This window comes from Edaphobacter modestus (assembly GCF_004217555.1).
GTDB lineage: Bacteria > Acidobacteriota > Terriglobia > Terriglobales > Acidobacteriaceae > Edaphobacter > Edaphobacter modestus.
Genome location: NZ_SHKW01000001.1, coordinates 1,816,340 through 1,843,006 on the forward strand (window position 1 = coordinate 1,816,340; position 26,667 = coordinate 1,843,006).

The window sequence follows — 26,667 nt, forward strand, 5'->3', positions numbered from 1 at the left end:
TAGTTCCGACTACGCGACAGAGAATGAGGTGTAGCGTGGCCGATTCTTTTCGACAGCGTGTCATCCGCGCCGATGGCCGGGCTTTCAACATCGTCCAGCATCGGGCGCATTTGACCTATTGCTACACCGGCTGCTGCTGCGGCATCACGGAGCGCGGATATGCCGCCGTCCCGGTTGATGTCTATACGCAGGAGTGGCTCGGGCGCAAAATTCGCAATCACGTTCATCTCACGAAAGGTGGTTGCCTTGGCCCCTGCGCGCTCGCTAATGTCGTGAGTCTCGTCTTCGATGGCAGATCAATCTGGTTCCATTCGGTGAATAGCCCCTGGCAGGTCCGTCAGATCTTTGACTACATCGACGCGATGCTGGCTGCCGATCGCTTTCTCCAGCCGCCAGCCGAATTGAGTGAATTCGTCTTTAACTACTATGACTGGGACGTCCGCAAGCCGAGTGAGATCGTTGCTGCATCCACGCTCGTCAAGACTGCTCCAGATGCAACCGGCGCTATCATGCTGCTCTCGCATGCCGATACCGATCTGCTCACGCTTATAAAGGCTTCGGAACTACTCCCGGCAGAGCTTCGTGTGAGTGCATTCTCGCTGAATGCACTGCGCAACGAAGATCAGTTGGACGTGCTGATCAACGGCGAAATGGCTAAGGCTCGGGTGATTATTGTGCGCTGCCACGGACCACTTAGTTGCATTCCAGGCTTCGACCGGCTGCGCGCAGCCTGCATCGAGCGTGGACAATCGTTGGTGCTCGTCAGCGGTTGCGGAGAGAACAGTTCTGAGTTCTCGGAGACCATTAATGTACCCGCCGACGTTATGCAGAGTGCGGGCGGTTATCTCGCGCTCGGCGGGGTGCAGAACTTCGCCGAGTTGTTCCGATTCCTTTCCGATCGCCTGATGCTGACGGGCTATGGCTATGCGCCGCCCACTCCGATGCCGGAGCACGGCATTTATCTGTCGAACCCATCCGAAGAAAGCGGGGACGTTGCCACAGCAGAGGACTGGGAGCGGCAGGCCAACCCTCTGCGTCCAACCGTCGCCCTGCTGTTCTACCGCGCTCACCGAATGAGCGGTAATACGGGGTTCATCGATACGATTGCACAGGCGCTGGAGGCTAAGGGGGTGAATCCGCTCTGCATCTTTACCTCAAGCCTGAAGGCGAAGGAAGATGGACGTCCGGCGGTATTCAAACTGATTGAAGGCCGTGCCAACGTGCTGATTACGACGCTGTCGTTTGCGCTGGGCGAGGTCAATACGGGCTCCGTCACTCAGCCCGGAGAAGCGATGTTGTCGTTCGAAAGACTTGGCATTCCGGTTGTTCAGGCAATTGCGTGCCAGATGCCGCAAGGTGCCTGGGAGGGTTCGCGCCGCGGCCTGAATTCGGTCGACACTGCGGTCAACGTCGCGATTCCGGAGTTTGATGGACGCATTATTTCCGTGCCGGTGTCGTTTAAGGAACGCAGTAAAAATGGTGCGGAGAGTCTGTATGTTGTGAACGAGGACAGGGCTGCTCGCGTCGCTGGAATAGCGAGCCGTCTTGCCGGACTTCGCGGTAAGGCGAACTGCAACCGCCGCATAGCTTTTGTACTGACGAACTCCGCCGCCAAAGCATCACAGGTCGGCGGAGCAGTTGGCCTCGATGCTCCCGCCAGCCTGCTCACGACATTGCATGCGATGCGGGCACGTCGCTATGCCATCGCCGAGCTACCTGAGACCTCCGATGAACTGATACAGGAATTGCTTGGGCGCGGAACTTACGATAGCAACTACCCGCTCGATCCGGCGCGGGCTATGCGGTTTTCGCGAGCGGCCTATCGGAAGATTTATTCGGTCTTCCCTGCCCGTCCGGCGCGTCGGATGCAGGATTTCTGGGGCCAGCCACAGGACCACGGCCCCAGCGTAAAGCCTGCCAAAAAAACCGACAAGAAACTCCTCCCGACGATCGCAGGAAAGGTCGTTTCGATTGAAGAGAACGAGCCCTGGGCCGACGAGCGCGATTATCTGTTTGCCGCGATGGATCTTGGCAATGCAATGATCGCATTGCAGCCACCGCGCGGCTACGGCATCGACCCTGATGCGATCTACCACACACCCGACTTGCCCCCAACGCACCACTACACAGCCTTCTATCGCTGGCTCGGAACTTCCCAAGCGGAAGGCGGCTGGGGCGCAGATGCGATCGTCCACATGGGCAAGCATGGCACGCTCGAATGGCTACCTGGCAAGGGCGTCGGGCTTTCCGGCGAGTGTTTTCCGGACCTTCTACTCGGCGACATGCCACTCGTCTATCCGTTCATCATCAACGATCCTGGCGAGGGAAGCCAATCGAAGCGACGCGCGCACGCTGTGATTGTCGACCACCTGACGCCGCCGATGACCTCGGCGGAGACCTATGGCCCGCTGGCCGAATTGAACCAGTTGGTCAACGAATACTATGCCGTCGAAAAGCTCGACCCGGTAAAGCTGCCCTACCTCCAGCAGCAGATATGGCAATTGGTTGAGAGCACAAACCTGAAGGCCGACCTGGACCTGAAGACGATGATGACCCGCGAGCGCGGCGATCACAGCCACGAGTGGGACGACACGCTAACGCCAGAAGGCATACCAACACAACTCGCCTCCATGAACGGCAACGAGGTGGCCCACCTGATCGAAGACCTTGACGGCTATCTCTGCGAATTAGGCATGGCACAGATTCGCGATGGTCTGCACATCCTCGGGCAGATGCCTCCGCTGCCAGAGATGCTGCGCTCCCTGACGCGGTTGGCAAACGCCAGCGCACCGAGTCTGCAGGCGAGCCTTGCAACGGCGTTCGGCTTCGAATTGATCGAACTACTTAACAGGCCGGGCGAACGCCTTGAGCCTTCGCGAGATCTGCTGGGCCAGCCGTGCCATACCCGCGCCGATGCTCTGGAGATTTTCGACCGCGCCTCACTCGACCTTTACACGATGCTCGACACGCTCGGCTTTCGGAGCACCGTCATCGGCGAAGTGCAGCGCGCGGTGCTCGGCCTTGAATCGGCGGGGATAGCAGCTGCACTCACCTTCGCCTGTGACGAACTTGTGCCGAAACTTGAACAGTCCGGCGATGAGATCGAGCACCTGCTCGATGCACTTGAAGGAAAATATGTCCCCGCAGGGCCAGCCGGAGCACCTACCCGCGGTATGGCACACATTCTGCCGACCGGCCGCAACTTCTATGCGGTCGATCCTCGTGCCCTGCCCTCACAGGCAGCGTGGCGAGTAGGCCAGCAGCTTGCCCGTGAAGCTGTCGCTCGCTTTTACAAGGAAGAGGGCAAGTATCCGGAGATGATGGGACTAAGCGTCTGGGGGACTTCGCAAATGCGGACCCACGGCGACGATATCGCTCAGGCGTTTGCGCTACTCGGCGTCAAACCCTTGTGGAACGCGCAGTCGCGTCGACTCGAAGGCATCGAAGTGATTCCTCTGGACCAACTCGGCCGACCGCGGGTGGACGTGACGCTGCGCATCAGCGGCTTCTTCCGCGATGCGTTTCCGCACCTGATCGATATGTACGACCAGGCCATCTCGATGTTGATCGAACTGGATGAACCGCTCGATCAGAACTTTCCGCGCAAACACTATCTCGCGGATATTCAGGCAAAAAAGGACCTACCGACGCATGAGGCAGAGGCTCAGGCGCGCTATCGCATCTTCGGTTCGAAGCCAGGTTCTTATGGCGCGGGTATTCTGCCGCTCATTGAGACCGGAAACTGGCAGAGAGATGATGACTTTGCCCAAGCGTTCCTCGCTTGGGGCGGCTACGCGTACGGCAAGGGTACCGATGGAGTCGACGCACAACCCATCTTCGCCGAGCGGCTCAAATCGATCGAGGTTGCGTTGCACAACCAAGATAACCGCGAGCACGACATTTTCGATTCGGACGACTACTTCCAGTTTCACGGAGGCATGATTGCCTCCATTCGCGCGCTTACGGGCGCACAGCCGAAAGCCTATTTCGGCGATAGCTCCCGTCCGGAATCGGCGCAGGTTCGGGATCTGCGCGAAGAAGCCCTACGGGTATATCGCTCGCGCGTGGTGAATCCGAAGTGGATCGAATCGATAAAACGTCACGGCTACAAAGGTGGTTTGGAACTTGCCGCAACGGTCGACTACATCTTCGGTTTCGACGCCACGGCGCAGATCGCTCCGGACTTCATCTACGAGGGTCTTGCGGAGCACTATGCGTTAGACCGAAACATGCGTGATTTCCTCGGTGCTTCAAACCCATGGGCATTGAATGCGATCGCCGAACGATTGCTTGAGGCGGCAAAACGCGAGCTCTGGGAAGTTCCCGCACCAGAGACTCTCAACGCACTGCGCGGCGTTCTGCTTGAAGCCGAAATGCTGCTGGAAGCGCAGGGCGAGCAGAAGCGGGGGGCTGTTTCGTGAGACCGGCCGCCTATCCCTTCTCCGCAATCGTCGGCCAGAGCGAGATGAAGCTCGCGCTGCTACTGGCTGCTGTCGATTGGCGGCTTGGAGTTTTGCTGAGCGGCGACAAAGGCTCGGGGAAGACAACCACCGCGCGCGGCCTGGCTGCCCTGTTGCCGGCACCCGCACGTTTTATCAATCTGCCGCTCGGGGCCACGGAAGACCGTCTGCTGGGGGGGCTTCATCTGGAGCGCACGCTGAAGGGTGATCCCGTCCTGAAGCCGGGACTGCTCGCCGAGGCCCATGGCGGCGTGCTTTACGTGGATGAGGTGAATCTTCTTTCTGCACACCTGGGCGACGCCTTGTTAGACGCTGCTGCCAGCGGGGTTCACGTGGTGGAGCGTGAAGGCTTAAGCGCCGCCCATCCAGCCGAGTTTGTTCTGCTTGGCAGCATGAACCCGGAAGAGGGTTCGCTGCGCCCCCAGTTGCTAGACCGGTTCGCATTAGCAGTGACGGTTTGTGCTCCACTCGACCCAGCCGAACGCCAACTCGTGATGGCGCGAAGAATTGCGTTCGAACGCGACACGATTCGATTTGCCAGTGAGTGGTCACAAGCTCAACAGGCTTTGCAGTCACAGATTGTTTTCGCTAGAGCGTCTCTCGGCGGCATCACCTGTTCCTGCGACATGATGGGACACATTAGCTTCACCATCTGCGAAAACCACGTTCGATCCTTGCGAGCCGATCTAGCAGTCGTACGGGCTGCAATCGCATATGCAGCTCTCACCGGCGATGCGTGCGTCGAAGTACAGCATGTTGACGCTGTCTTACCCCTTGTCCTCGCTCACCGGACGCGAGAGGGCAGACGTTCCTCACTCCCTCCGCCTCCGCCTCCAACTCCAACTCCAACTCCAACTCCGCCGCAACAGACTAAGTCCGAATCACAATCTGAGGCTGGCGGACAACAAGCCCCGCAGCGTGTCCACGAACGTATCTTCACTCCATCAGAAGCCAAGGCCCCTGCCCTCGACGTCCGGCTCAATGCAGCAGCGACGCGAGGGGGCAGCGCGCCTGCAGATAGCTGTGATTGCGGTCCAATCATAGGCAATCGTCAGGCAGATTTCCCTGTCGAACTTGATTTGCGTGCCACACTCAGCCACACCCTGCGTGAAACCGGTGGCCTGCAACCTCGCGTCGAGGATTTGCACCAACGAGTGCGCAAGCCGAGGACCGGAACTCGCTATCTCTTCGTCGTCGATTCCAGCGGCTCGCACGCTGTCCAACAGAGAATGCGTATAGTCAAAGGCGCTATTTCAAGCCTGCTGACCCGCTCTTTCAAACGAGAGGACGAAGTGGCAATGATAGTCTTCCGCGGAACTTCCGCGCAGGTCGTTCTAGAGCCAACTCAAGTACTTCCCGACGCTTTAGCTGCGCTCGAATATCTTCCTACGGGTGGTCGAACGCCGTTGGCTTGCGCTCTCGATCAAGCGCGTGGTTACCTGACACCCGCGACGCTTCTCATCCTACTCACGGACGGTAGGGCAAATATCCCGCTGCATGGAGGAGACCCGTGGCAAGAGGCTCTTGATGCGGCGCAGCTGATGAGTTGCAATGCAATCGTCGTCGATACGGAGACTGCCGCACAACGACTGGGCCAATGCGAGGAATTAGCGAAGATTCTTGGCGCGCGCTACCTCTCGCTGGAGGAGCTTGCGCAGAATGAGAATTTTTCGATAGTCGTCGAACCCCGCAAGCCACGAAGGCAGGGGGCGTAGCGTGCAGAAGAACCAAGGCAATTCGGTGATACTCGTCTTGGGAGGCGTCCGAAGTGGAAAGAGTCGCTACGCGCAGCAGTTAGCCGAGCACTGCAGCCGGGTTACGTTCGTTGCAACCGCCGAGCGTCGCGATGATGAGGAGATGCACCGAAAGATCGAACGCCACCGCGCAGACCGGCCCGCACACTGGACAACCGTGGAAGAACCTATCGCATTAGTCCGCGTCATTCAAACCAGCGAAGACAACTGCGACGCCATTCTTATCGACTGCCTCACGCTCTTCGGCGCCAATCTTATGGAAGCATACGGCAGCAACAAAGCGGGCCTCGAAGCATGCATCGAAGACCTCTGCGCCGCTTTGAAGACGACTTCCCGCAAGGTGATCCTGGTCTCGAACGAGGTAGGCAGCGGTGTCGTCCCGGCCTATGCGCTCGGTCGCCGCTTCCGCGACGTTGTGGGCGAGATCAACCAGCGCGTTGCGACTGTGGCCGATACCGTACTCCTGATGGTCGCCGGACTTCCGCTTATCCTCAAAGGTTCGCTCGAAGGAGATCATCGATGAAAGGATTCCTCGTTGCCGGCACGGCCAGCGGAGTGGGTAAGACCACGGTCACTCTCGCAATCATCGCGGCGCTCCTCCGTCGCGGCTATAAGGTGCAGCCATTCAAGGGAGGTCCGGACTTCCTCGACACCGGCCATCATGCCCGCATCTCCGGCCGCACGGCACGCAACCTCGACTCATGGATGCTCAGCGCCGAGGCCAACCGCGACGTTCTTCGTCACGCTTCGCGTGGCGCTGATGTCTTCCTTGTGGAAGGCATGATGGGACTGTTCGACGGCAAAGACGGCTCTACCGAGATGGGTAGCAGCGCGGAGATTGCAAAGCTTCTAAAGCTACCCGTGGTGCTTGTGCTGGACGCAGGAAAGACCGCTCGGAGCATCGCCGCCGTGGTACTTGGATTTGAACTCTTTGATCCTGAACTCCCATTGGCCGGAGTCATCCTAAATCGTGTTGCAAGCGATCGCCATTTCCGTATGTTGGAAGCTGCGATCGAATCAGCTTGCAAGACGCCGGTTCTGGGTTGGCTGCCACGAGAGCCTGCGGTCGCCATCCCAGAGAGACACCTTGGGCTCCAGACAGCGGAAGAAGGCGAGACAGGCGGAACTCTTGAAAACCTGATCGATACCCTTGCAGACCTTGCGAATAAACACCTGGATATACCCAATCTAATGGATTTGGAATGTGGACTGGACTTAAAGCCTGAAGCTCTTCCAGCGCTTCGCCAAACGCGAGAACAGATTCGCATAGGAATAGCTCGTGATCAGGCATTTTCCTTTTACTACGAAGACAACCTAGACCTGCTCCAGCAGCACGGTGCCGCCCTCGTGCCGTTCAGCCCGATGCATGACCGGTGCCTGCCGCCGGACCTGGATGCTCTTTATCTCGCCGGAGGGTACCCAGAACTTTATGCGGCCCAAATTAGCGATAACTCTGCAATGCTCTCGGCCATTCGCGAGTTTGTCGCATCCGGTCGTCCGGTGTATGCCGAGTGTGGAGGCATGATCTTCCTCTCGCAGCAACTCATGATGCGCGACGGAACCACATATCCGATGGCCGGTGTACTACCCTTCGAAATCGAGATGACAGGCAGACTCGTCGACTTCGGATACGTCAATGTGGAATTGACTAATGATTGCTTGCTTGGGAAGGCAGGCACAGTGCTCCGTGGACACAGCTTCCATTACTCTCGCATCTCGAATGAATTTCAAGTCGCGACGAATTACCACATCCGTTACTCACTCTCGGGCCGTAAGGAGAGTGAAGGTTATCGACTGGGCAATATGCTCGCGAGTTACGTGCACCTGCACTTTCGCTCAGAGCAAAGCATCGCTCGCAGTTTCGTTGAAGCGGCCATCGCCAGTCGAACCGCGAATATGGTGCCCCAATGACGCCACTAAGCGCAACGGTAGTAACAGAATCGATCCGCGGAATTGAGCCTCCGAACGAGATCTGGAGAACTCGTGCACGCGCACGTCTGGACACGCTCACCAAACCCCTGGGCAGCCTTGGCAGGCTCGAAGACCTCGCCGCTCAGTTGGTGGCGATCCGGCACGAGCATCTTGTGTTGCCTCTCAACAAAGCTGTCTATGTCTTCGCCGCGGACCATGGCATCACAGCCGAAGGCGTGAGCGCATACCCGAGCGCAGTCACGCACCAAATGGTGCTCAACTTCCTGACTGGAGGAGCCGCTGTCAATGTCCTTGCACGTTTGCATGGCGTGGCGCTGCATGTGGTCGATGTGGGGGTCGCCGCGGACTTCGACAACATTGAGGGCCTGCTCCACCACAAAGTTTCGAACGGGACAAAAAACATGCTGCGCGAAGCGGCCATGACCGACGAAGAACTCTCGCGGGCGTTGCTCGTCGGCGCACAACTCGCGAATGAAGCTGCGGTCGCCGGGCATACCATACTGGCCGTGGGTGAAATGGGCATCGGCAATACCACTGCCGCCAGTGCCATTACCTGCGCTATCACGGGCTCTGCTGAGTCACTCGCAACCGGGCGCGGGACGGGCCTGGACGATGCTGCTCATGCACGCAAGATTGCAATAGTCGAAGCGGTTCTGAAAAAGCACTTCGCAAACAGTACTTCGCCCCATCCGCTCGAAGTACTGCGCTGTGTTGGTGGCCTGGAGATTGCGGCCATGACCGGCATGATCCTGGCAGCAGCACGCAACCGTGTCGCTATCATTGCCGATGGGTTTATCTCCACAGCAGCAGCGGCCCTTGCCGTAGCCCTCGAACCGAAAGTGGAAGGATATCTGATCGCCGGCCACCGCTCCGAGGAGCCGGGTCACAGATTGCTGCTCGACTACCTCAAACTAACTCCCATCCTGGACCTCGAGATGCGCCTTGGTGAAGGCAGCGGAGCCGTTCTTGCCATGTCCATCATTAAGTCGGCCATCGGCCTCTACTCGCAGATGGCCACCTTCACCTCTGCCGGCATCAGCGAGGCCTCTCTATGAGCGGCTGGAAGTTCGTGAAAGGAACAGGCTCAGACTCTCTTGCTGCTGTGCAGTTTCTCACACGGATCCCTATGCCCTACCTCCCTTACGACCCAGACTCGCTCTCGCGAGCGGTTAAGTTCTTTCCAGTCGTGGGTCTGGTCATCGGGAGCGCCGCCGCGCTGCTTCACCAGCTTCTTACGCCACACCTTCCCAGGCTCGTCACCGCTCTTCTCGTCATTGCCTTTCTGGTTTCGATCACTGGATGTTTGCACGAGGATGGTCTGGCCGACACTGCCGACGGCTTCGGAGGTGGTTCGAGCCGCGAACAGATTCTCATCATCCTTAAAGATAGCCGCATCGGCAGCTATGGCGGCGCAGCCCTGACGCTCAGTCTTTCTGCCCGCGTCCTATTGCTTGCCTCGCTACCGTTGACGCAGATCCCGCAGTACCTCATCGCAGCTCACGTTCTTTGCCGCTGGACTACTCTCCCGTTGAGTTACTACCTCGCTTCGGCCCGCAGTCAGCAAGACCAGGCGGGAGCCGGTCAGGGAGCACGAATCGCCAAGCTCACCACACGCGGAACACTCATTGTTGGCTCCATCTTCAGCCTTGCGATCTGTACGTTTGCATTGCGAACCCACGCGGCTGCTGCTGTTGCCGCAACAATTTTGGTCACGTTTTTGAGTGGCCTCTACTACCATCGGAGAATCGGCGGCGTAACCGGAGATTGTTTTGGCGCCACCAATCAACTCGCGGAAATAGCCGTTTACCTCACCGGAGCATGGCTCGCATGAACGATCTACTTTTCATCCGCCACGCCGAAACTCACATGGCCGGCACCTTTTGCGGTCAATCCGACCCGCCCGTGAACGCCGCAGGCCATCGGCAAATCCAGAAACTCGCTGAGCGCCTGCGCACCGAACCAATTTTGACCGTCTTCACGAGCGATCTACAACGCTCGGTGACGACCGCACGCGCACTCGCTGAGTCCTTTGCCATTCCATGCATCACCCGCCCAGCCTTGCGCGAGATCGATTTTGGAAAGTGGGAGGGGCTGACTTGGGAGGAGATCGAGAAGCTTGATTTAACCTTCGCTATGAAGTGGCTCGAAGCCTTTCCGCACATGACGCCACCAGATGGCGAATCCTTCGAAATATTCGAAGCAAGAGTGATGGCCGAGACAAGCTATCTCCTTAGCCAGTCCGAAAGCAGCTTGATCGCCGTCGTCACGCACGCCGGAGTCATGCGTGCGATCCTTCGTACTCTCTGCGGTCTTGACGAGAAGACAACATGGACCCTGACAAGACCCCACTGCTGCACTTTTCGATACGCGCATCATGCTCATCCCGATAGGCGCTTGCAGGAGGTGCTCTGATGATGCCCGATATCCTCAACCGGATTCGTACCATAGAGCTTATCGCTTGGGACTTCGACGAGTACAAATCCCGTCCGGAGTCGATTGACCGCGAAAGGCCCGTCAAAGCGCGAGAGCTTGTCGTACGTCGGCAGTCGGATCATTCCTCCAGCGCGCTATGCGAAGAGGAGACTCGACTGCTTCGCGATACCTTAGTCCTACAACAATCCCGCCTCGACCTCCACGCGGAGATGGTTGGCCTCGATTGGTCTCTTGGTGTCGTCGACCTGCGTCGGCTGCTCGCCTTTCAGCGTAGGCTGTCTTTCAATTCAACACTTCCCGCCATGACCGTCCCTCCGCAGTATGATTGGGACCGCCTCATCGAGATCGCTTTCGCTTCTCCAAATCCAGTCATCTGCGACGTGCTCTACGATACAGATAAGAAAACGGTCATTCTGCAATCCAGCAACCCCAACGTGCAGCTACGAGTGACGCAAGACCCCGCAGCGCCCGTCGCCGTGTACGCGGGCAGTCCCTTCCTCGAGGTTGCTCAATACGCAGGGCGCTGGTTCCTACGCGATGGCTATCACCGCGCCTACATGCTGCTTCGGGCGGGTATTTTTCAAATTCCGGCAGTAATTGTTCGCGTCAGAACTCTCGAAGAACTCGGAGCCGTCCAACCACAGTTCTTCTCCGAGGCAATCCTTCTTTCGGAGCACCCCCCGTTTGTCAGCGACTTCCTCAATGATGCGTTGACCATCGAATACGAGCGCCATCCAATCATCAAGACGTTGCGTATCACGATGGAAGAGAGCATCACATTCCCACTTCCAATAGCAATTTCAGGAGAGCAACCATGAGCATTTCAACCACACGCGGCGATGGCGGCCAGACGGGTCTCGCGGGCGGGATCCGCGTCTCCAAGGCGGATCTGCGGGTAGAGGCCTACGGCACCGTCGACGAACTGAACACCGTCCTCGGCTTCGCCCGCAGCATCTGCCAAAACCCCGAGATCAAGGCGTGGACTGAAACGATCCAGCGCACACTTTTCCGGCTCGGCTCCGCTCTGGCCACTCCTCCCGAGAGCAAGAAGCAGCCGCCAGTCATCTCTGCCGAAGACGTTGCCATACTCACCGAACTCGTCCACAAGATTGAAGCGATTGAAGGCATCTTGTCGGACTGGTCGCTGCCTGGCGCACACACGGAGTCCGCCGCCTACGAGGTGGCGCGCACCGTCTGCCGGCGCGCAGAGCGAAATGCGATTCGATTTATTGAGAACGGCGGAGTGGTCAAACCCGAGATCATCGCCTACCTCAATCGGCTCTCCGACACAATCTGGCTCTTCGGTCGTCTCATCGAGTTCAACGCAGGCATCAACGCCCGCCTCCGCGATGAGACGAAGACAGGACCCAAGTGGTCGAGGGCATGGTAATGAACGAACACGCAGAGTTTGATGTGTTGGAGCGCGCCGCTGTCTACCGCGCTATCGCCACTCGGCGCGATGTGCGCAGAGGATTTCTTGAGAAGCCTCTGCCTGACGAGCTGATTTTGCGATTGCTGTCCGCAGCTCATTGCGCCCCTTCCGTCGGTCTTATGCAGCCGTCGCGGTTCGTTTTGGTCCGAGACTACGACGTCCGCCAAGCCGTCCATGAAGCATTTCTGCAGGCAAACGAACAGGCCCTGGCAACCTACACCGGCGAGCGACGCGAGCAATACGCAAGTCTGAAGCTCGAAAGTATCTTGGAAGCTCCACAAAACCTGTGCGTTCTAAGCGATCCGCAGAGTGAGCGCGGCCATCAACTTGGCCGCCATACGATGCCCGAGACTGCGATCTACTCGACCGTCTGTGCGATACAGAATCTTTGGCTCGCCGCCCGGGTCGAAGGCGTAGGCGTAGGTTGGGTCAGCATTCTCGATCCGGATCGTCTCCGCGAGATACTGCACATTCCAGCAAACATCGTGCCGGTCGGCTATCTTTGCTTTGGCTACGTCGACCGCTTCGCCACACAGCCGGACCTCGAGCGCTTTGGGTGGGAGAGTCGGATACCGCTCGCTGAGGTCGTCTCCTACAACTATTATCCTGGCCAACAGGCATCCGGCAACCAAGAGACAGAAAAGCTATGAGGGCACGCGCAATCATGGTGCTCGGCACGAGTTCCCATGTAGGAAAATCGCTACTTGCGGCTGCACTCTGTCGAATCCTTGCGGATCAGGGAGTGAGCGTTGCACCCTTTAAGTCGCAGAATATGTCTCTCAACTCGTCTGCGAGTGTGGAAGGTCTTGAAATCGGCCGCGCGCAGGCTCTACAGGCGGAGGCTGCCCGCATTCCCGCCTCGGTCCACATGAATCCCATCCTTCTGAAGCCTGCTGGAAACATGACATCGCAAGTGGTTGTTCGCGGCAAAATATGGGGCAGGCTCTCTGCCTCCGATTATCACCAGCGCCGTGTCGAAGAACTACTGCCCATTGTTCGCGAGAGCTACGAGATTCTTGCCGCGAAACATGAAGTCATCATCCTCGAAGGCGCCGGCTCGCCCGCGGAGATTAATCTGAAACAGCACGACATTGTCAATATGCGGATGGCCGAGATCGCCGATGCAGCCTGCATTCTCATCGGCGACATCGACCGCGGAGGCGTCTTTGCCTCGCTCTTCGGCACTGTTCAGTTGCTCGATTCGACGGAACAAACCCGCATCAAGTGCTTCCTCATCAATAAGTTCCGCGGGGATGTCGCGCTCCTCGAGCCCGGTATCCGCATGATGGAAGATCGCCTCCAGAAGCCGTGCCTGGGTGTCGTCCCGTACATTCATCATCTTGCGCTCGAAGAGGAAGACAGTCTCGGTCTTGCCGATATAACTGGCGAAACGAAGCCATGGTTGCCGGAGGATGTGCGTGAGAGACCATTGCGTATCGCTGTGGTTGCCCTGCCATCCTTTTCGAACTTCACCGATTTCGACGCTCTGCGCCACGAGCCATCCGTCTCCTTGGGTTTCTGCCGGGAGCCATCGCAGCTTGCGCTGGCCGACTTAGTAATCTTGCCTGGCAGCAAACAGACGGTCGAAGACCTTCTCTGGATGCGCCGGCACAATCTTGATTCCAGCATTGTTGCGCATGCCGCCCAAGGCCTCGTCGTCGGCATCTGTGGAGGGATGCAGATGCTGGGCACTGCGATTGTCGATCCACGTGCCATGGAGCATGGCGATCAAGCCGATGCGCTGGGATTGCTGCCGTTTTCCACTCGCATGAACTCGGACAAGGTGACGCGCGCGATAACTGGTCGACTGTCTCGATCGATGCTCTTCGGTCAGCCTATGCCCGCGATGGATATCGTCGGTTATGAGATCCATATTGGTGAAACGATGTATGCAGATGGCGCTCAGGCATTCTCAATCTTGAATGGGCACGAGCTCGACGGATGCATCTCCGCGGACACTCGAATCTTCGGATCGTATCTGCACGGCATCTTCGATGACGACAGATTCCGCCACGCCTTCCTTGCCGCGGCTCGGAGCTTCCATCAACTTGCTCCTGCGGCCCGCTTCGAGAACTGGAAGCAGAAGCGCGAAGATTCTTTTAACCAGCTAGCCGATACCGTTCGCGAATCGTTGGACCTGGTCCGTATCTTCGATTGGGCCGGCCTTCCGTACAAATCTCAAGGCCAGATTGAGACCATGGAGCAAATCCGTTGAATCGCTGCTCGCTCATTCCTGCTGCGTGGCTCCTCGACCAACTCGCCGGCGACCCCGAGTGGCTCCCGCATCCGGTGCGGCTAATCGGTTTCGCCACGGCGCGTGGTGAGGCTGCCCTTCGTCGGCCCAACCAGAGCGAGCTGTCGGAATTTATCTCAGGCGGAACCTTGAGCCTCGCTGTCGTTGCCACCAGTTACTATGCAACGCGTCAGTTGATTCGCTTAGCGAACCGATTATCACCCGCACTGGGCAATACAGTGGAAGTCTTGCTCGCATGGACCTGCCTGGCAGCTCGCAATCTTGAACAGGAAGCAATCTCCGTTGTTAATGCGCTCGATTCTGGAGACCTGCCGCTCGCTCGTCACCGCCTCGCGCGCATCGTCGGACGCGACACCCTTCATCTAGACACGCACGAAATCTGCCGTGCCTTGATTGAGACGCTGGCTGAAAGCGCCTCCGACGGCATTCTTGCGCCGCTCTTCTACATGGCGCTGGGCGGCGTGCCTCTGGCTATGGCCTATAAAACCATCAATACACTGGACTCCATGATCGGACACGCAGACGAGCGTTACTTCTACTTCGGCAAGGCTGCCGCTCGGCTAGACGACGCAGCCAACTACCTGCCCGCACGCCTGACCGCAGCTGCCATCGTGGCAGTCTCAAACTTCCACGAACGTTCCGACCCGCTGGCCGCGTGGCAGACATGGCGTCGCGACGGAGACGAGCACAAGAGCCCCAACGCAGGCCAACCCGAGAGCGCCATGGCGGGAGCCCTGCATGTTCGACTTGGAGGCGACAATACCTACGGCGGCGAGTTGATTCGGGCCGCGCATATCGGCCACGAGTTTTCACGCCCATCACTACCGAAGGCCAAAGGAGCCATCCGGCTGGTCTCTGTCGTTACCCTACTTGGTGTGGCCTGCGGCGTTCTTCTCTCAGCCTGCGTTCAGTCACGCGAAGCATCAGGTACGTCCCGATGATCGAACTCGCCCCCTCGCACGGCGGCCAACTGCGACAGATCTCCGAGCGCTTCAATATTTTCTCGTCGCAACTGATCGACTTCAGCGCCAATATCAATCCCGACGGACCTCCTCCCGCAGTCTTGTCCACCTTGCGAACAAGGCTTGAAGACGTCTCGATGCTGACCGCATATCCCGATCTAGAAGAGGTCGGCCTCAAGCAATCGATAGCTGACTATGCCGGAGTTCACCCAAAACAACTCGTAGTCGCTAACGGCTTCATTCCACTGCTGGAGTCTGCGCTTCGCACACTAGGGGTCAAACGCTGCCTTCTCCCAGTGCCCGCCTTCGTCGAGTATCGCCGCAGCCTTGCACGTGCTGGAGTAGAGATCGAACCGCATATCCTCAGTCCGGGTTCCAACTTCCGTTATGACATCCACGCCTTGGTGCATGGTGGCCACGACGCTGTTTTGCTTGCCAATCCCCAGAATCCCTCGGGCGTCCTTACAACAAGGGATATTCTGCTCCAGTTTGTCTCAAAGTGCGCGGAACGAAACATCATCGTCCTCCTCGATGAAGCATTCATCGATTACGCACCTTTGGATTCACTGACGCTGGATGTTGAACAATTTACAAACCTGATCGTCTTTCGCTCCGTGACAAAGTTCCACGGCATTCCGGGCCTCAGAGTGGCCTATGCAGTAGCCAACGAGGTTAGCGCGCGAGCCCTCAATGAAACATTGCCGCCCTGGCCGATCACGACTCTGGCTTCGTGCGCTGTCGCTTCCGCGTTAGCAGACCAGCACTTCGCTGAGCGCACCAGGCTGCACAACGACCAGCGAAGAGCTCATCTGAGAACTGGACTTGATGCCCTGAGCATCCACGCCTATCCTTCAGCCGCAAACTTTCTGCTTCTTCACCTTCCCGAGCATATCTCTGCAGATCGCTTCTGGAGACAGATGATCGTTGAACACCATATGGTGTTACGAGACTGCTCAAACTATGAAGCTCTGCCATCCAGACACTTACGGATGGCGGTCCGCACGGCGGAGGAGAACGACAAGCTCGTCGGAGCAGCAGCTCAATTATTACCGTTTTGCCAGCGAAGCCAGTGGGCGTAAACGAAGAGGAGGATATGAGACGGGCGGAGAAAGGCAAGGCCTATTTGGTTGGCTCAGGGCCAGGTGATCCGGAACTGTTGACGGTACGTGCTGTGCGATTGCTGGAGACGGCAGATGTTGTGTTTCATGATGACCTTGTGCCGGACGAAGTGCTCGGACTTGTGCATCGGAGTGCGCTTGTGGCGAGCATCGGAAAGCGGTTTGGGCGACCGAAGATTACGCAGGCAGGATTAATGAGTGATGATCGAATCGGCGCGTGCGGGGTATTCGGTGGTTAGGCACAAGAGTGGGGACCCGCTGGTGTTTGGGCGTGCGGGGGAAGAAATTGCAGCGTTGCGTGGGGCGGAGATCTCGTTTGAAGTGGTGCCAGGTGTGACCGCGGCGCTGGCGGCGGGTCCGATGTTGGGTTGCCGCTCACGGACAGGAAGAGCGCGTCGAAGCTAATTTTTTGCACGACGCATCATGCTGCGGATAAGGCTGATTGCACCCGATCTGGAGTGGCCCGTGCCCGAGGATGCGACGCTGGTGGTGTATATGCCGGGGCGTGACCTCGGGCGGATTGCGCGGGAACTTATGGCGGCAGGCGTGAAGACGGCCACGCCTTGCTGTGCTGTGTCGCATGTGGCGACGGCGCGACAGAGTCATGCCGCTTGCAGATTAGTGGACTTTGCGGGGTTGGTGTGTGGGCCGGCGCCATTATTGCTATTGATCGGGCGAGCCATAGAGTCGCTGGTGAGCGGGGACGTTGGGCAGGCGCCGGGAGGTGTGCTGGCGCTGTTTCAGCACAGAACCTGACGAAAACGCGATAGCTTTTGTGATACGCCAGTTCTTGAGGCTTTATGTGCTTACAAGGACTTCACCCTGCAGCTGCAGGGGTCTTATATTGCGAAGGAGAGCGTGGGCGGTCCGCGTTTTTGCCGGGAACGATCGCGTGCGTTCCGCCACATGGACTGCGTCTGGGCGGCTACAGCAGGATGACTGACCAGCGAACCCGCCGCCAGTGCAAATTACTCGCATCACTTCCCTCCCCTCGGCCTGATTGTGGTTCGTTTCGGGTTCCGTGCCTTTGTTGCAACCTTCAGCTTCACCGGTCCCGGTCTAACGATCCGATCAATGGTGGACTTCGACACACTAAACATCGTGCCAAGTTCCTGCTTCGAATACTGGTTGCCATCCCACAGTGAGCAAATCTTATCCATCTGGTCCTTTGCAAGCTTTGGCTTGCGCCCGCCCAGCCGCCCGCTAGCTATACCAGCAGCTAACCCCGCCATGGTTCGCTCCCGGATCAGTTCTCTCTCAAACTCGGCCAGCGATGCGAAGACGTGAAAGATTAAGCGTCCTGCGGCATGGCTAGTATCAAATTTTTCTTTCAGAGAGACGAAAGCGACCTTGTGCCGCTGAAGAGTATTTACGATCTCCAACAAATCTGTTAACGATCGTCCAAGGCGATCGAGACGCCACACCACGAGGGTGTCGCCCTCATCGAGACGGTCAAGGCATCGAGTCAGCTCGGGCCGGTCCACGTTCCGGCCACTCACCTTCTCCTCGTAGATCCTTTTGCAACCGGCTCTCTTAAGCTCCGCGAGCTGGGCCGCGTTCGTCTGGTCGTCCGTCGAAACGCGCGCACATCCAATTACCATGAAAAAGATATCACAAATAATGTCATAATCTATTTGTTTGTGACTTGAGTTATGATACGATTTTAGAGGATTTATAACTCACTTCAAAAGACGATTCAAAAACGTTCCATAAACCGTCGATTTTGATATCCGATCACAGAACAGGAGGATTCACATGGATACACCGCGTATCACGCCGCTCGATGATGACACCGCTCCGTTCGACGCCAACGAATTCGACGCGGGCTATCTCGCCCGTCTTTCCGGTGAACCACAGTGTCTCGGAGCAACACGGGGCTGGCGAGCTGGCAGGGCCGATGCTGACGCGGGATGCCGCAGCTCGCAGGAGTCCTCGTTCAGGCGGATAGCGTAACAAAGAAACAGCTATGAGGCGTAAGAAAGTCCTAGAATGGGTGCCTAAAAGGCTGTCAAATTCCGAAAGGTGAAGCCACAGTCGTCGACAGCATCCAATTAGCTGGAGATGTCTCCATGTCGAATCAAATTAAGTCCTCCGGATCCACATCAGTGACCGTAAAGTGGAACAAGTGGCCGATTTGAAGAACCTGCCAGTGACAGGGTACTGGGGCGACTCGCTAAGCCTCGCCCCAGACGACTCCCCCTGCTGCTTCGGATATCGGCACTCAGGATATCTACTCACTCGCCTGGCAAGCCCCATGACCCGTTGCTCTCTGGGACAACTGAAGATCGTTTGACGCTGACATGACCTGAGTAGGTGTAGGTCCCTTGCATCACTGGATGGTGCACCGGAGCAGACTATGAGTTCGCCTGGCTTGAGCCTGATTGCCTTCGTATTCATATTTGGAGGCGCAATCGTGGGGATGATTCTCCGCCGTGCGTTGCCTGATAACCATCTCCGTGATGACTCAAGAGACGTAATCAAACTTGCTACGGGACTGGTCGGAACAATATCTGCTCTGGTTCTTGGCCTGCTCGTCGCTTCGGCAAAGGGCTTTTATGATGGGCAAACCACGGAGATAACCCATATTTCGGCGAACATTGTGTTCCTCGACCTCGCCCTCGCCCGTTACGGACCCGAAACAAAGGAAGCCCGTGAAGCTTTGTGCAATACGACTGAGATAATCCTCGATCAGTCTGGGTCGAAGGACGGTGCCAGAGCCTACCGATTGGACCCAACTTCCATTGGCGGTGGTGTCCTGTACGACAAGATTCAGGCTCTTAATCCAAGCGATGACTTACAACGTTCGATAAAGTCCCAAGCGCTGAGCATGGCTGTGAATATCGGGCAGATGCGCATGTTGATGTATGAGCAGGGGACTCTGTCAGTTTCCAAGCCGTTGCTGGCCATTATGGTCTTCTGGTTGACCGTGACGTTTGTTATCTGGGGTCTCCTTGCACCTCCCAACGGAACAGTCATTGCTGTGATGTTGGCCTCAGCCCTTTCGGCTTCCGGGGCGATCCTGCTGATCCTGGAGATGTATTCACCGTACGAGGGATTTATTCGTGTCTCGGACGCCCCCCTTCGTGCCGCGCTCGCGTATCTCGGCCATTGAGAGACATGCAAAATTAGCTGATTTCGGGAGACTATCTCAGCTCAGTTGGCGAGCCAACGAACTCATTGAGTAGGGATGAGATTGGTCCTCATAAACGCGTTTACCAATCAGACTGTCGTTCCCGCAAGTCGCATTTGCGGCAAGTTCGGTCCCACGAAAGCGGAGTTTCCGCTAACCCCGTATTTAGCACTCATTGGCTCAGGCACTTGGGACGCTTCCTGACCAGCCTCAAGCCGGCGATTTCTTGTGGATGGGGCACGGCCACTCGGGCTAAAATGAATATGTCAAGGTACGGAAAGCATGGAATTATGCGAATCCGAGGGCTGCGCCTAATTCAGGGCGATTGTTCGCACCAGTAGTTCTCCCGTAGCACCGGTTGTTGTGTTCCTTATACATTTGTTGGTATTTGTGAGGTCAGGTAACCATGACCCAGTCCAACGAACAAAATCCGAACGGCGCGAAGCACGTTTTGATCGTAGGTGGTGGTTTCGCCGGACTGAACTGCGCCCGCAAGCTGGCTGCGAATCCGAATGTTCGAATCACGTTGCTTGACAAGAATAACTATCAGCAGTTCCAGCCGCTGCTCTACCAAGTGGCCACCGCGATCCTGGGTCCGGGCAATATAGCTTTCAATTTGCGCGGAACGCTTAGGAGCCACCCGAACGTAGACGTGAAAATGACAGAGGTCGTCTCGATCGATCTCAACACGCGTACGGTGGAAACCGCACAGGGGCAGCACTATGAGGGTGACTTTCTGGTGCTGGCCGCCGGCTCGCAGGCAAACTTTTTCGGCACACCGGGAGCGGACGAGCACAGCTATCCACTGTACTCCCTGCACGATGCTGAGCGACTACGGTCACGCATCCTCGCCATGCTCGAATCCGCGGATCGCGATCCCTCGCTCGTTGCCAAGGGAGCGCTCAACTTCGTTATCGTAGGCGCTGGCGCTACGGGCACGGAGATGGCAGGTGCGTTTGGGGACATGCTGCAGTCGTCGCTGAAGAGAGGGACCCGCGACAAGGCTTATAAGAACCTCGCCGTGGACCGGGGGCAGATTCTCCTGGTGGATGGGGGCCACGCGGTGTTAAGTACGTTTTCCCCAAAGGCCCAGACATACGCGGCCAAAATGCTTGAGGAACGCGGAGTGCAAATTCGCCTGGGCACACGGGTGAAGGAGGTTGGGAGTGGGCACGTGGTGCTCTCAGACGGCACCAGGATTTCTACGCACACCGTCATCTGGGCAGGAGGGCTCAAGGCTGCGTCGTTATCAGACAACTTGGGGGTCAAGACTGGGCATGGTGGCCGCATCGATGTTGAAGCCGACCTTACGGTGCCGGGTTTAACGGGTGTTTATGCCCTGGGAGACTTCGCCAATATCGCGGACAAGGACGGTAGACCGCTGCCTCAGCTTGCTTCTGTGGCGGAACAGGCTGGCAAATGGTCCGCAAGGAATATCTTGTCGGACATAGCAGGAAAGCCCAGAGACCCGTTCCACTATTTTGATAAAGGCATCATGGCGATGATCGGACGTAACTCTGCCGTGGCCGAAGTCGGTGAGCATCGCCACGAACTTCAAGGTGCTATCGCATTCGCGGCGTGGCTCGGAGTGCACGCTGCGCTGCTATCCTCCACTCGCGCGAAGATCGAGGCCTTTTTGGAGTGGGCCTGGGACTATTTCGGAGGGGCGCGCGGTGATGCGGTTCTCGACCGCGCCGAAGAATTACAGATCAACTGGAACGATGACGGGGAAGAAAGGATTTCCGCAGCGTCGCCCGCAAGCCAAACAGACAAGACGTCTTGACGTTATAGCAGGCGTGATACTTTCCGGCGCGGAAACTTTTGAAGGCATTGGCCGATCACGGCGATGTCGGATCGGTACAGGTGGTGACTGCGAACAGGTGCCGGGGCAGCTTGTCCAGGCTGGGGTAGACATTGATGCGCTGGGAGCGTAGCTTCAGCAGCGACGATTCCTGGAACGAGTTGATGAAGGTCATTGCTTCGAAGAGCGCAGCCATCGGGAAAGGAGCCTAGGAATGGACGTGCTGAGCGTCGATGTGGGCGGGACCCACGTCAAGCTGCTCGCTACCGGACAGGACGAACCGCGCAAGTTTGTCTCGGGCCCGAAGCTGACCCCACGACAGATGGTCACGCAGGTCCGCAAGCTGGCGCAGGGCTGGACCTATCAGGCGGCGTCGATAGGCTATCCCGGAGTGGTGACCCACAACCGGCCGATCTCGGAACCGCACAATCTGGCGAGCGGTTGGGTGGCTTTCAATTTCGAAAAGGCGTTCCGCGTGCCGGTGAAGGTCATCAATGACGCGGCCATGCAGGCCCTAGGGAGCTACAAGAAAGGGCGAATGCTGTTCCTTGGGCTGGGGACGGGGCTGGGATCCGCCATGATCGTCGACGGAGATGTGCAGCCCATGGAGTTGGCCCACCTGCCATACAAGCACGCGACCTATGAGGATTACGTTGGTTTGCGGGGCTTTCAGCGAATGGGCCCCAAGAAATGGCAGAGTCATGTCTTTGATGTCGTCGCTCTGCTCTCGGCGGCGTTGGAGCCCGATGACATCGTCCTCGGCGGCGGCAATGTCAGAGAACTGAAGCAGCTTCCTCCAGGTTGTCGCGCGGGCAACAATGCCAATGCATTCTTAGGAGGCTTTCGCCTATGGGGCAACGCTGTCGAGCACCTTCCGGGTAGTGTCGCGGGATCTGGCGCGGCTGCGGCGGTGGAAGACCTCCCATTAGACAAGAAGAAGGGTAAAGAGAAGACCCGTAAGACGCCGCAGCGATCGGCAAAAGGAGATTAACAATGGCGGGACGCCTGGAATCGCTCACGGGACTGCCGGCGTGGAAGGCGCTCGCAGCTCACTACAAGAAAATGGGCTCTGTTGCATTAACTCTGTTGGTCGCAGTTCGTCCGTTGCGCGGTTTACATCAGGCAGCGATAACGAAGATGTCGAACAGCTTGTTTACGAAGCGCACCTCGTCTTTGACATGCGGCTTACACGTGAGGCAATGTCCTCGGCGGATCATCCGCATCACCTCGAACCCCTTCATCGTAGCGGCGGCCGTCTTCATTGTCTGAAAGCCTCGACCTGTACAACCGCTGATTGAATGAGCTTTACCGGCTGTGTAATTCCAAGGCGGTGACGCAGCTCTTGAAACCTATGTTGTAGGCCCACTGGAACCGGCTGCGATATAGCCGATTTCATCCTCCGCGCAACAATCATCCCTGTGCTTAGCCGGCCCATAAAAAGAACGACACCTGCGAACCATGTAAGCAGCACCCAATGCATCGATCGATCCAGAGTAATTACCGCTTGCTCTATCAAAGGAATTGATATCTGATCGAATCCATTTGGAAGGCTCAGTTCTGCTCCCTCCACGGTAGTTATATTTGTGATTGCCTTAGAGTCGTTGTGTGAATTTGCCACAAGATAAAAAAACGTGATGACCGGCAAAATCATCATCAATGCCAATGCACAGCATGCGGCCAGGTAGCGCCATTGCGGTGAACGTCCGCGCAGCAAGCCAAGAGCACATGCAAGCAAAAGTGCCACAAGCGCGCCCTGCCACAAAAGATGCAGCAGGCTCCAGCCCATCGCGTGGAATAGAGTAATGTCAGTCATTGCGCCCCTTTCTCGAACTCATCGAGCATCTTACGAATATCCGCCAATTCCGCCGGAGAAACTTTTTGTGACGAAAGTGCGCCAAGTACCAGGTTCTTCGCAGAGCCACCGAAGGCTCGGTGGAGCAGATTTCTTGCCAGTTGCTGCTGGGTTCGTTCTTTGGGTAGTCGCGCCTCATACACATGCGAGCGAAATCGCTCGCTTCGCAGCAGCAGACCCTTTTCAGCCATCACCTGCATCTGCTTCAGCACTGTGGTATAGCCAATTTGTTTGTCGCTCAAGGCGTTGTGGACCTCGCGAACTGTGCTTGCCCCGGCGGTCCACAGCATGTTGAGAATCAATAACTCAGCTTCGGTGGGAAGTGGCGTTATCGCTTTCGAGGATGCTCGTTTTCTCATGAGCACAACCTTATTACGAGACACGTCGTATGTCAACGATTTCTCTCGTACTTATCACGAAACTAAAGAAGTGAAGCAGAAGTGGGGCCCTGCGATGAGCTGGGGAGATGAGAGCTCGAGACAATTAGGGGACACGACCTTGAGTACTACCTGCAGGTCTTGGATGAGATAGGCAAAGACGCTCGGCTTTTCTGATCGGCGACTGATGATCGCCATGCTATGCTCTTGGTCGCCAGAACCACTTGAGTGATTAACCGGCTTGTCGGAAAGGTGAAACCGAACTGCCTGAAAGTCACGTTTCCGGCAAGTTCGAGGGCGGTGTGGACCCAGAATGCGAAGTTGCTCATAATGTATGGTCCGCCGTCTGAATGCAAGGGGAAAGTTTATGGATGAAGGAATGTCTGCGTCAATGTATCCGGCCTTTTGGTGGAGATCAGTCTCCTGGCCATGATGAGATACGCCGCGTACCTGTCCTACAAAACCCCTCGGCTGTGGAAGAGCCTATTGAGCAATCAGGTTTCAGGTACGCCGTTTGACTGTTCTTTCATCTTTACTTATCCGGTGCAGACCTCGGTGGGAGAACTTGATCTTGATAGCTACGCTTAGCTAGGCCGCGACTGGCTCTTGAACTGCCCGATAGTCCTGGCCGCTTGACAGCACGGCCCAAGCGATCCTTGCCAGTTTGTTTGCCGTGGCGACGATGAGCACGTTGCGTGGCGCTCTGGCTTCAAGAGCGGTCATCCACGCGCCCATGGCGACGCGGTCTCGCTTCGATCGCAATACGACTGCGCGGGCTCCATGGATGAAGATCTTGCGCAGGTAGTTGTTACCGCGCTTGCTGATACCGAAGAGGCGGGCCTTACCACCGGTCGAGTGCTGTCGTGGCACAAGCCCAAGCCAGGAAGAAAACTCACGCCCCTTATGGAAGGCTGCGCCGTTACCGATCGCGGCTACGATCGCGGTTGCGACCAGCGGGCCAACGCCGGGGATCTGCCTGAGCCGCGTGCATGCCGCATCACTTGAGGCAATCAGCTCCACTTCCTGGTTCAGATCGACCACCCGCTGTTCAAGATCCTTCCACTCGTTCCAAAGTTGAGCCAGCAGGTTCCGCATACGCGGAGTGAGATCTTCCTCGGCGTTCTCGAGGATCTCGGGCATGCGCTCGCGCAGCCTGGCCGGGCTCTTTGCAAATACCAGACCCCGCTCCAGCAGGAAGGCCCGCAGCTGGTTGATGACTGAGGTTCTTCGCGCGATCAAACGATCGCGCACACGATGCAATGCCTGCAGATCCAGCTGGTCGTCCGTCTTGATCGGAACAAATCGCATGTTCTCCCGATCCACAGCCTCAGCAATGGCTTCCGCATCCAGGAAGTCGTTCTTGTTCGACTTCACGAATGGCTTCACGAACTGGGCCGGGATCAGCTTCACATCGTGGCCTTGTTCTCGTAAAGTACGGCCCAGGAAGTGCGCCCCGGAACAGGCCTCCATCCCAATCAAAGAGGTCTGCAGGTTCGCGGTGAAGGCAATCAACTGCTTCTGGGTAAACTTCTTCTTCAGCAGCACCTTGCAGTTATCGCCAAGAGCCACCAGGTGAAAGGTCGTCTTGCCAAGGTCAATGCCTACGGAACGAATCTCCATGTCGATGATCCTCCTTCAATCTGCCTATAAGATCCTCATCGCCAGATTGAGGTTTAAGCGGTAGAGTCGAGATGTGACGCGGTGGTTTAGGTTCGGCCTATCTGTATCCGGCCCTTTCGTCTGCCGGTGCCTCATTATCCAGACCGTGCTCCGTTTTCACATCCCGCTCATCGAACCGGACAGGCGGATCTCCCGCATCCGGCTCTCGGAGAAGACTCACGCTTTCGCCCACGGAAAGTTGCGTGTCCGTCTGTCCAGACGAACAAGACCCAAGGCTCCATAGAGATGTGTGTCCGGGAACATCCCGTTTGCACGTCCTGAGAGCTTATGTTTCGTTCGCAACCACAGACGCAGCCTCATCGCCGCGTAACCGTCTACAGCGCGATAGGCCGTACTGACGGGTCCAAGACAAAAGTAGTTCGCCCATCCGCACATTGTGCGGTTGAGCTTCGTCACTATTGTTAATGGATCCAACGAGGTTGTACTCCGTCCGGTCATTTCGCGTATTTCCCCACGGATGCGTCGCACCCGTTTTCGCGCTGGAACGGTGCCAAGATAGGCTCGTCCAGTTTTGGGGCTGTAGCATTGACCGAACGTGTATCCAAGAAAATCAAACTTCTCTTCCGGCACAGAGCAGACCCGCGTCTTCGAGTCGTTCACCGTCAACTTCAGCTTCGACATCATCTTCTGCATCGTGTCTAGAGCTTGTTTCGCTCCAGTCCGACAGCAGATGACAAGATCATCGGCGTAGTTCACGATGTACGCTTCCCAACGTGCCTCGTACCCGAGTTCCTTCCACCCGAGTACAAATCGGCGCATATACAGATTGCTGAGCAGTGGGCTGATCGGAGCTCCTTGTGGAGTACCCCGACCTTCGTCCCGATTGCGCACGCTCCGACGTTGATTTCCATGCTCATCGGTTTCCTCAACCGGAGCTTCCAGCCACATCTTGATCAGATGCAGCATCGCTCCGTCGACGACCCTTCGAGCCACCGATCTCATAAGCTCGGCGTGTGGAACACTATCGAAGTAGCTGCTGAGATCCGCATCTACAATCTTCCTATGGCCAGTGTTGATCAGCTTATGGACATGTCGCACTGCGTCCAACGCGCTGCGGTCTGCCCGATAGGCATACTGCTCAGGCTGCAAGTCGGCTTCGAATATAGGTTCGAGCACCGACATTGCCGCCGTCTGCACAACCCGATCTCGGATTGTGGGTATACCTAACGGCCTCTGCTTCCCATCCGGCTTGGGTATGTATACGCACAGCCTGTCTCGGCGCTAGAGGTGCCTGCGCACTTCAGCGGATTCCGAACCATATTTTCCTCGTTTCATCATTTTTCACCCAACGATGCGCGAAGAATACTCTGTGATGCAGCAACGCATCGCCAGGGAATTGCTATCTTTGAGGGCGCAAAGAGAGATATGAGAGTCATGCTCGCGATCTGCTTTTTTCCCATGGTCGCTCTGCTTATTACGCCAGCGATTCGGCCTTTCCGCTGGCCACGAATTATCTGGACCTATGTCATACCACTTGTTCCG

General features: G+C 57.1%; 27 protein-coding genes. 20 read left to right on the forward strand and 7 right to left on the reverse strand.

Annotated elements, in window-relative coordinates; translation table 11 throughout:
• Window positions 1-35: 35 nt before the first annotated feature.
• Genes cobN through BDD14_RS32945 form a run of 16 tightly spaced genes read left to right on the forward strand, consistent with a single transcriptional unit; the run spans window position 36 to window position 17,101 of the window.
• Complete coding sequence (gene cobN / locus BDD14_RS07540) at window positions 36-4,421, forward strand: cobaltochelatase subunit CobN (protein WP_242617808.1); 4,386 nt, start codon at window positions 36-38, stop codon at window positions 4,419-4,421.
• Window positions 4,418-6,175, forward strand: coding sequence for an ATP-binding protein (locus BDD14_RS07545; protein ID WP_130418261.1), 1,758 nt, complete (start codon window positions 4,418-4,420; stop codon window positions 6,173-6,175). The genes cobN and BDD14_RS07545 overlap by 4 nt, the downstream gene beginning before the upstream one ends.
• A gap of 1 nt (window position 6,176) precedes the next feature.
• A complete protein-coding gene (gene cobU, locus BDD14_RS07550) occupies window positions 6,177-6,737 on the forward strand; it encodes a bifunctional adenosylcobinamide kinase/adenosylcobinamide-phosphate guanylyltransferase (RefSeq protein WP_130418262.1) in 561 nt (186 codons plus the stop codon).
• Window positions 6,734-8,125 carry a cobyrinic acid a,c-diamide synthase CobB gene (locus tag BDD14_RS07555; RefSeq protein ID WP_130418263.1) on the forward strand — a complete coding sequence of 464 codons (1,392 nt, stop codon included), beginning with the start codon at window positions 6,734-6,736 and terminating at the stop codon, window positions 8,123-8,125. Before cobU ends, BDD14_RS07555 begins: the two co-directional genes overlap by 4 nt.
• Window positions 8,122-9,201 (forward strand): nicotinate-nucleotide--dimethylbenzimidazole phosphoribosyltransferase, encoded by a 1,080-nt coding sequence (gene cobT / locus BDD14_RS07560; protein WP_130418264.1) that lies wholly within the window; start codon window positions 8,122-8,124, stop codon window positions 9,199-9,201. Before BDD14_RS07555 ends, cobT begins: the two co-directional genes overlap by 4 nt.
• Window positions 9,198-9,977: an adenosylcobinamide-GDP ribazoletransferase gene (cobS, locus tag BDD14_RS07565; protein WP_130418265.1), complete on the forward strand. Its 780-nt coding sequence runs from the start codon at window positions 9,198-9,200 to the stop codon at window positions 9,975-9,977. The genes cobT and cobS overlap by 4 nt, the downstream gene beginning before the upstream one ends.
• Entirely contained in the window at window positions 9,974-10,558 is a 585-nt protein-coding gene (locus BDD14_RS07570; protein ID WP_130418266.1) for a histidine phosphatase family protein, read from the forward strand. The genes cobS and BDD14_RS07570 overlap by 4 nt, the downstream gene beginning before the upstream one ends.
• On the forward strand, window positions 10,558-11,397 hold the full coding sequence (locus BDD14_RS07575) for a hypothetical protein (RefSeq protein WP_130418267.1): 840 nt from the start codon (window positions 10,558-10,560) through the stop codon (window positions 11,395-11,397). Before BDD14_RS07570 ends, BDD14_RS07575 begins: the two co-directional genes overlap by 1 nt.
• Window positions 11,394-11,969: a cob(I)yrinic acid a,c-diamide adenosyltransferase gene (locus BDD14_RS07580; RefSeq protein WP_130418268.1), complete on the forward strand. Its 576-nt coding sequence runs from the start codon at window positions 11,394-11,396 to the stop codon at window positions 11,967-11,969. The genes BDD14_RS07575 and BDD14_RS07580 overlap by 4 nt, the downstream gene beginning before the upstream one ends.
• Window positions 11,969-12,661 carry a 5,6-dimethylbenzimidazole synthase gene (bluB, locus tag BDD14_RS07585; RefSeq protein ID WP_130418269.1) on the forward strand — a complete coding sequence of 231 codons (693 nt, stop codon included), beginning with the start codon at window positions 11,969-11,971 and terminating at the stop codon, window positions 12,659-12,661. Before BDD14_RS07580 ends, bluB begins: the two co-directional genes overlap by 1 nt.
• Window positions 12,658-14,226, forward strand: coding sequence for a cobyric acid synthase (locus BDD14_RS07590; protein WP_130418270.1), 1,569 nt, complete (start codon window positions 12,658-12,660; stop codon window positions 14,224-14,226). Before bluB ends, BDD14_RS07590 begins: the two co-directional genes overlap by 4 nt.
• Window positions 14,223-15,206 (forward strand): adenosylcobinamide-phosphate synthase CbiB, encoded by a 984-nt coding sequence (cbiB, locus tag BDD14_RS07595; protein WP_130418271.1) that lies wholly within the window; start codon window positions 14,223-14,225, stop codon window positions 15,204-15,206. The genes BDD14_RS07590 and cbiB overlap by 4 nt, the downstream gene beginning before the upstream one ends.
• The gene (locus BDD14_RS07600; protein ID WP_130418272.1) at window positions 15,203-16,306 is read left to right on the forward strand and encodes a pyridoxal phosphate-dependent aminotransferase; all 1,104 of its coding nucleotides are present in this window, start codon (window positions 15,203-15,205) and stop codon (window positions 16,304-16,306) included. Before cbiB ends, BDD14_RS07600 begins: the two co-directional genes overlap by 4 nt.
• 14 nt (window positions 16,307-16,320) lie before the next feature.
• A complete protein-coding gene (locus BDD14_RS33695) occupies window positions 16,321-16,584 on the forward strand; it encodes an SAM-dependent methyltransferase (RefSeq protein WP_278045472.1) in 264 nt (87 codons plus the stop codon).
• The gene (locus BDD14_RS33700; protein ID WP_278045519.1) at window positions 16,547-16,750 is read left to right on the forward strand and encodes an SAM-dependent methyltransferase; all 204 of its coding nucleotides are present in this window, start codon (window positions 16,547-16,549) and stop codon (window positions 16,748-16,750) included. Before BDD14_RS33695 ends, BDD14_RS33700 begins: the two co-directional genes overlap by 38 nt.
• A gap of 18 nt (window positions 16,751-16,768) precedes the next feature.
• On the forward strand, window positions 16,769-17,101 hold the full coding sequence (locus BDD14_RS32945) for an SAM-dependent methyltransferase (protein WP_242617809.1): 333 nt from the start codon (window positions 16,769-16,771) through the stop codon (window positions 17,099-17,101).
• Window positions 17,102-17,322: 221 nt separating this feature from the next.
• On the opposite strand, the gene BDD14_RS07610 is transcribed toward BDD14_RS32945, so the two are convergent.
• Entirely contained in the window at window positions 17,323-17,946 is a 624-nt protein-coding gene (locus BDD14_RS07610) for a recombinase family protein (protein ID WP_130418273.1), read from the reverse strand.
• 154 nt (window positions 17,947-18,100) lie between these two features.
• Here BDD14_RS07610 and BDD14_RS07615 point away from each other — a divergent pair, with 154 nt between their 5' ends.
• From BDD14_RS07615 to BDD14_RS07625, 3 genes are all read left to right on the forward strand, one after another.
• Window positions 18,101-18,298, forward strand: coding sequence for a hypothetical protein (locus BDD14_RS07615; RefSeq protein WP_130418274.1), 198 nt, complete (start codon window positions 18,101-18,103; stop codon window positions 18,296-18,298).
• A gap of 418 nt (window positions 18,299-18,716) precedes the next feature.
• Entirely contained in the window at window positions 18,717-19,457 is a 741-nt protein-coding gene (locus tag BDD14_RS07620) for a bestrophin-like domain (protein ID WP_242617810.1), read from the forward strand.
• Between the two features lie 424 nt (window positions 19,458-19,881).
• Window positions 19,882-21,258: an NAD(P)/FAD-dependent oxidoreductase gene (locus BDD14_RS07625; RefSeq protein ID WP_130418276.1), complete on the forward strand. Its 1,377-nt coding sequence runs from the start codon at window positions 19,882-19,884 to the stop codon at window positions 21,256-21,258.
• A gap of 55 nt (window positions 21,259-21,313) precedes the next feature.
• On the opposite strand, the gene BDD14_RS31660 is transcribed toward BDD14_RS07625, so the two are convergent.
• Window positions 21,314-21,472 (reverse strand): hypothetical protein, encoded by a 159-nt coding sequence (locus BDD14_RS31660; protein ID WP_165419968.1) that lies wholly within the window; start codon window positions 21,470-21,472, stop codon window positions 21,314-21,316.
• Between the two features lie 18 nt (window positions 21,473-21,490).
• Here BDD14_RS31660 and BDD14_RS07630 point away from each other — a divergent pair, with 18 nt between their 5' ends.
• Window positions 21,491-22,267, forward strand: coding sequence for an ROK family protein (locus BDD14_RS07630; protein ID WP_130418277.1), 777 nt, complete (start codon window positions 21,491-21,493; stop codon window positions 22,265-22,267).
• Between the two features lie 127 nt (window positions 22,268-22,394).
• Here BDD14_RS07630 and BDD14_RS34380 read toward each other — a convergent pair whose 3' ends face one another.
• The 5 genes from BDD14_RS34380 to BDD14_RS07650 form a co-directional block, all read right to left on the reverse strand.
• Entirely contained in the window at window positions 22,395-22,538 is a 144-nt protein-coding gene (locus tag BDD14_RS34380; RefSeq protein WP_165419969.1) for a hypothetical protein, read from the reverse strand.
• The gene (locus BDD14_RS34385) at window positions 22,535-23,089 is read right to left on the reverse strand and encodes a M48 family metalloprotease (RefSeq protein ID WP_130418278.1); all 555 of its coding nucleotides are present in this window, start codon (window positions 23,087-23,089) and stop codon (window positions 22,535-22,537) included. Before BDD14_RS34385 ends, BDD14_RS34380 begins: the two co-directional genes overlap by 4 nt.
• On the reverse strand, window positions 23,086-23,487 hold the full coding sequence (locus BDD14_RS07640; RefSeq protein ID WP_130418279.1) for a BlaI/MecI/CopY family transcriptional regulator: 402 nt from the start codon (window positions 23,485-23,487) through the stop codon (window positions 23,086-23,088). Before BDD14_RS07640 ends, BDD14_RS34385 begins: the two co-directional genes overlap by 4 nt.
• Window positions 23,488-24,093: 606 nt before the next feature.
• Window positions 24,094-25,125: an IS110 family RNA-guided transposase gene (locus BDD14_RS07645; protein WP_130417512.1), complete on the reverse strand. Its 1,032-nt coding sequence runs from the start codon at window positions 25,123-25,125 to the stop codon at window positions 24,094-24,096.
• A 216-nt stretch (window positions 25,126-25,341) separates the two neighbouring features.
• Window positions 25,342-26,394 carry a reverse transcriptase domain-containing protein gene (locus BDD14_RS07650; protein ID WP_341273326.1) on the reverse strand — a complete coding sequence of 351 codons (1,053 nt, stop codon included), beginning with the start codon at window positions 26,392-26,394 and terminating at the stop codon, window positions 25,342-25,344.
• Between the last annotated feature and the right edge of the window lie 273 nt (window positions 26,395-26,667).

Coding starts and splice junctions, on each gene's coding strand:
- BDD14_RS07575 (WP_130418267.1), top strand. CDS start 10,558: ATGATGCCCGATATCCTCAACCGGATTCGTACCATAGAGCTTATCGCT.
- BDD14_RS07555 (WP_130418263.1), top strand. CDS start 6,734: ATGAAAGGATTCCTCGTTGCCGGCACGGCCAGCGGAGTGGGTAAGACC.
- BDD14_RS07600 (WP_130418272.1), top strand. CDS start 15,203: ATGATCGAACTCGCCCCCTCGCACGGCGGCCAACTGCGACAGATCTCC.
- BDD14_RS07590 (WP_130418270.1), top strand. CDS start 12,658: ATGAGGGCACGCGCAATCATGGTGCTCGGCACGAGTTCCCATGTAGGA.
- bluB (WP_130418269.1), top strand. CDS start 11,969: ATGAACGAACACGCAGAGTTTGATGTGTTGGAGCGCGCCGCTGTCTAC.
- BDD14_RS34385 (WP_130418278.1), bottom strand. CDS start 23,089: ATGACTGACATTACTCTATTCCACGCGATGGGCTGGAGCCTGCTGCAT.
- BDD14_RS07610 (WP_130418273.1), bottom strand. CDS start 17,946: ATGGTAATTGGATGTGCGCGCGTTTCGACGGACGACCAGACGAACGCG.
- BDD14_RS07625 (WP_130418276.1), top strand. CDS start 19,882: ATGACCCAGTCCAACGAACAAAATCCGAACGGCGCGAAGCACGTTTTG.
- BDD14_RS07570 (WP_130418266.1), top strand. CDS start 9,974: ATGAACGATCTACTTTTCATCCGCCACGCCGAAACTCACATGGCCGGC.
- BDD14_RS33695 (WP_278045472.1), top strand. CDS start 16,321: ATGAGACGGGCGGAGAAAGGCAAGGCCTATTTGGTTGGCTCAGGGCCA.
- BDD14_RS34380 (WP_165419969.1), bottom strand. CDS start 22,538: ATGAAGACGGCCGCCGCTACGATGAAGGGGTTCGAGGTGATGCGGATG.
- BDD14_RS31660 (WP_165419968.1), bottom strand. CDS start 21,472: ATGGCTGCGCTCTTCGAAGCAATGACCTTCATCAACTCGTTCCAGGAA.
- BDD14_RS07645 (WP_130417512.1), bottom strand. CDS start 25,125: ATGGAGATTCGTTCCGTAGGCATTGACCTTGGCAAGACGACCTTTCAC.
- BDD14_RS07640 (WP_130418279.1), bottom strand. CDS start 23,487: ATGAGAAAACGAGCATCCTCGAAAGCGATAACGCCACTTCCCACCGAA.
- BDD14_RS07615 (WP_130418274.1), top strand. CDS start 18,101: ATGGATACACCGCGTATCACGCCGCTCGATGATGACACCGCTCCGTTC.
- cobS (WP_130418265.1), top strand. CDS start 9,198: ATGAGCGGCTGGAAGTTCGTGAAAGGAACAGGCTCAGACTCTCTTGCT.
- BDD14_RS32945 (WP_242617809.1), top strand. CDS start 16,769: ATGCTGCGGATAAGGCTGATTGCACCCGATCTGGAGTGGCCCGTGCCC.
- cobT (WP_130418264.1), top strand. CDS start 8,122: ATGACGCCACTAAGCGCAACGGTAGTAACAGAATCGATCCGCGGAATT.
- BDD14_RS07580 (WP_130418268.1), top strand. CDS start 11,394: ATGAGCATTTCAACCACACGCGGCGATGGCGGCCAGACGGGTCTCGCG.
- BDD14_RS33700 (WP_278045519.1), top strand. CDS start 16,547: ATGATCGAATCGGCGCGTGCGGGGTATTCGGTGGTTAGGCACAAGAGT.
- BDD14_RS07630 (WP_130418277.1), top strand. CDS start 21,491: ATGGACGTGCTGAGCGTCGATGTGGGCGGGACCCACGTCAAGCTGCTC.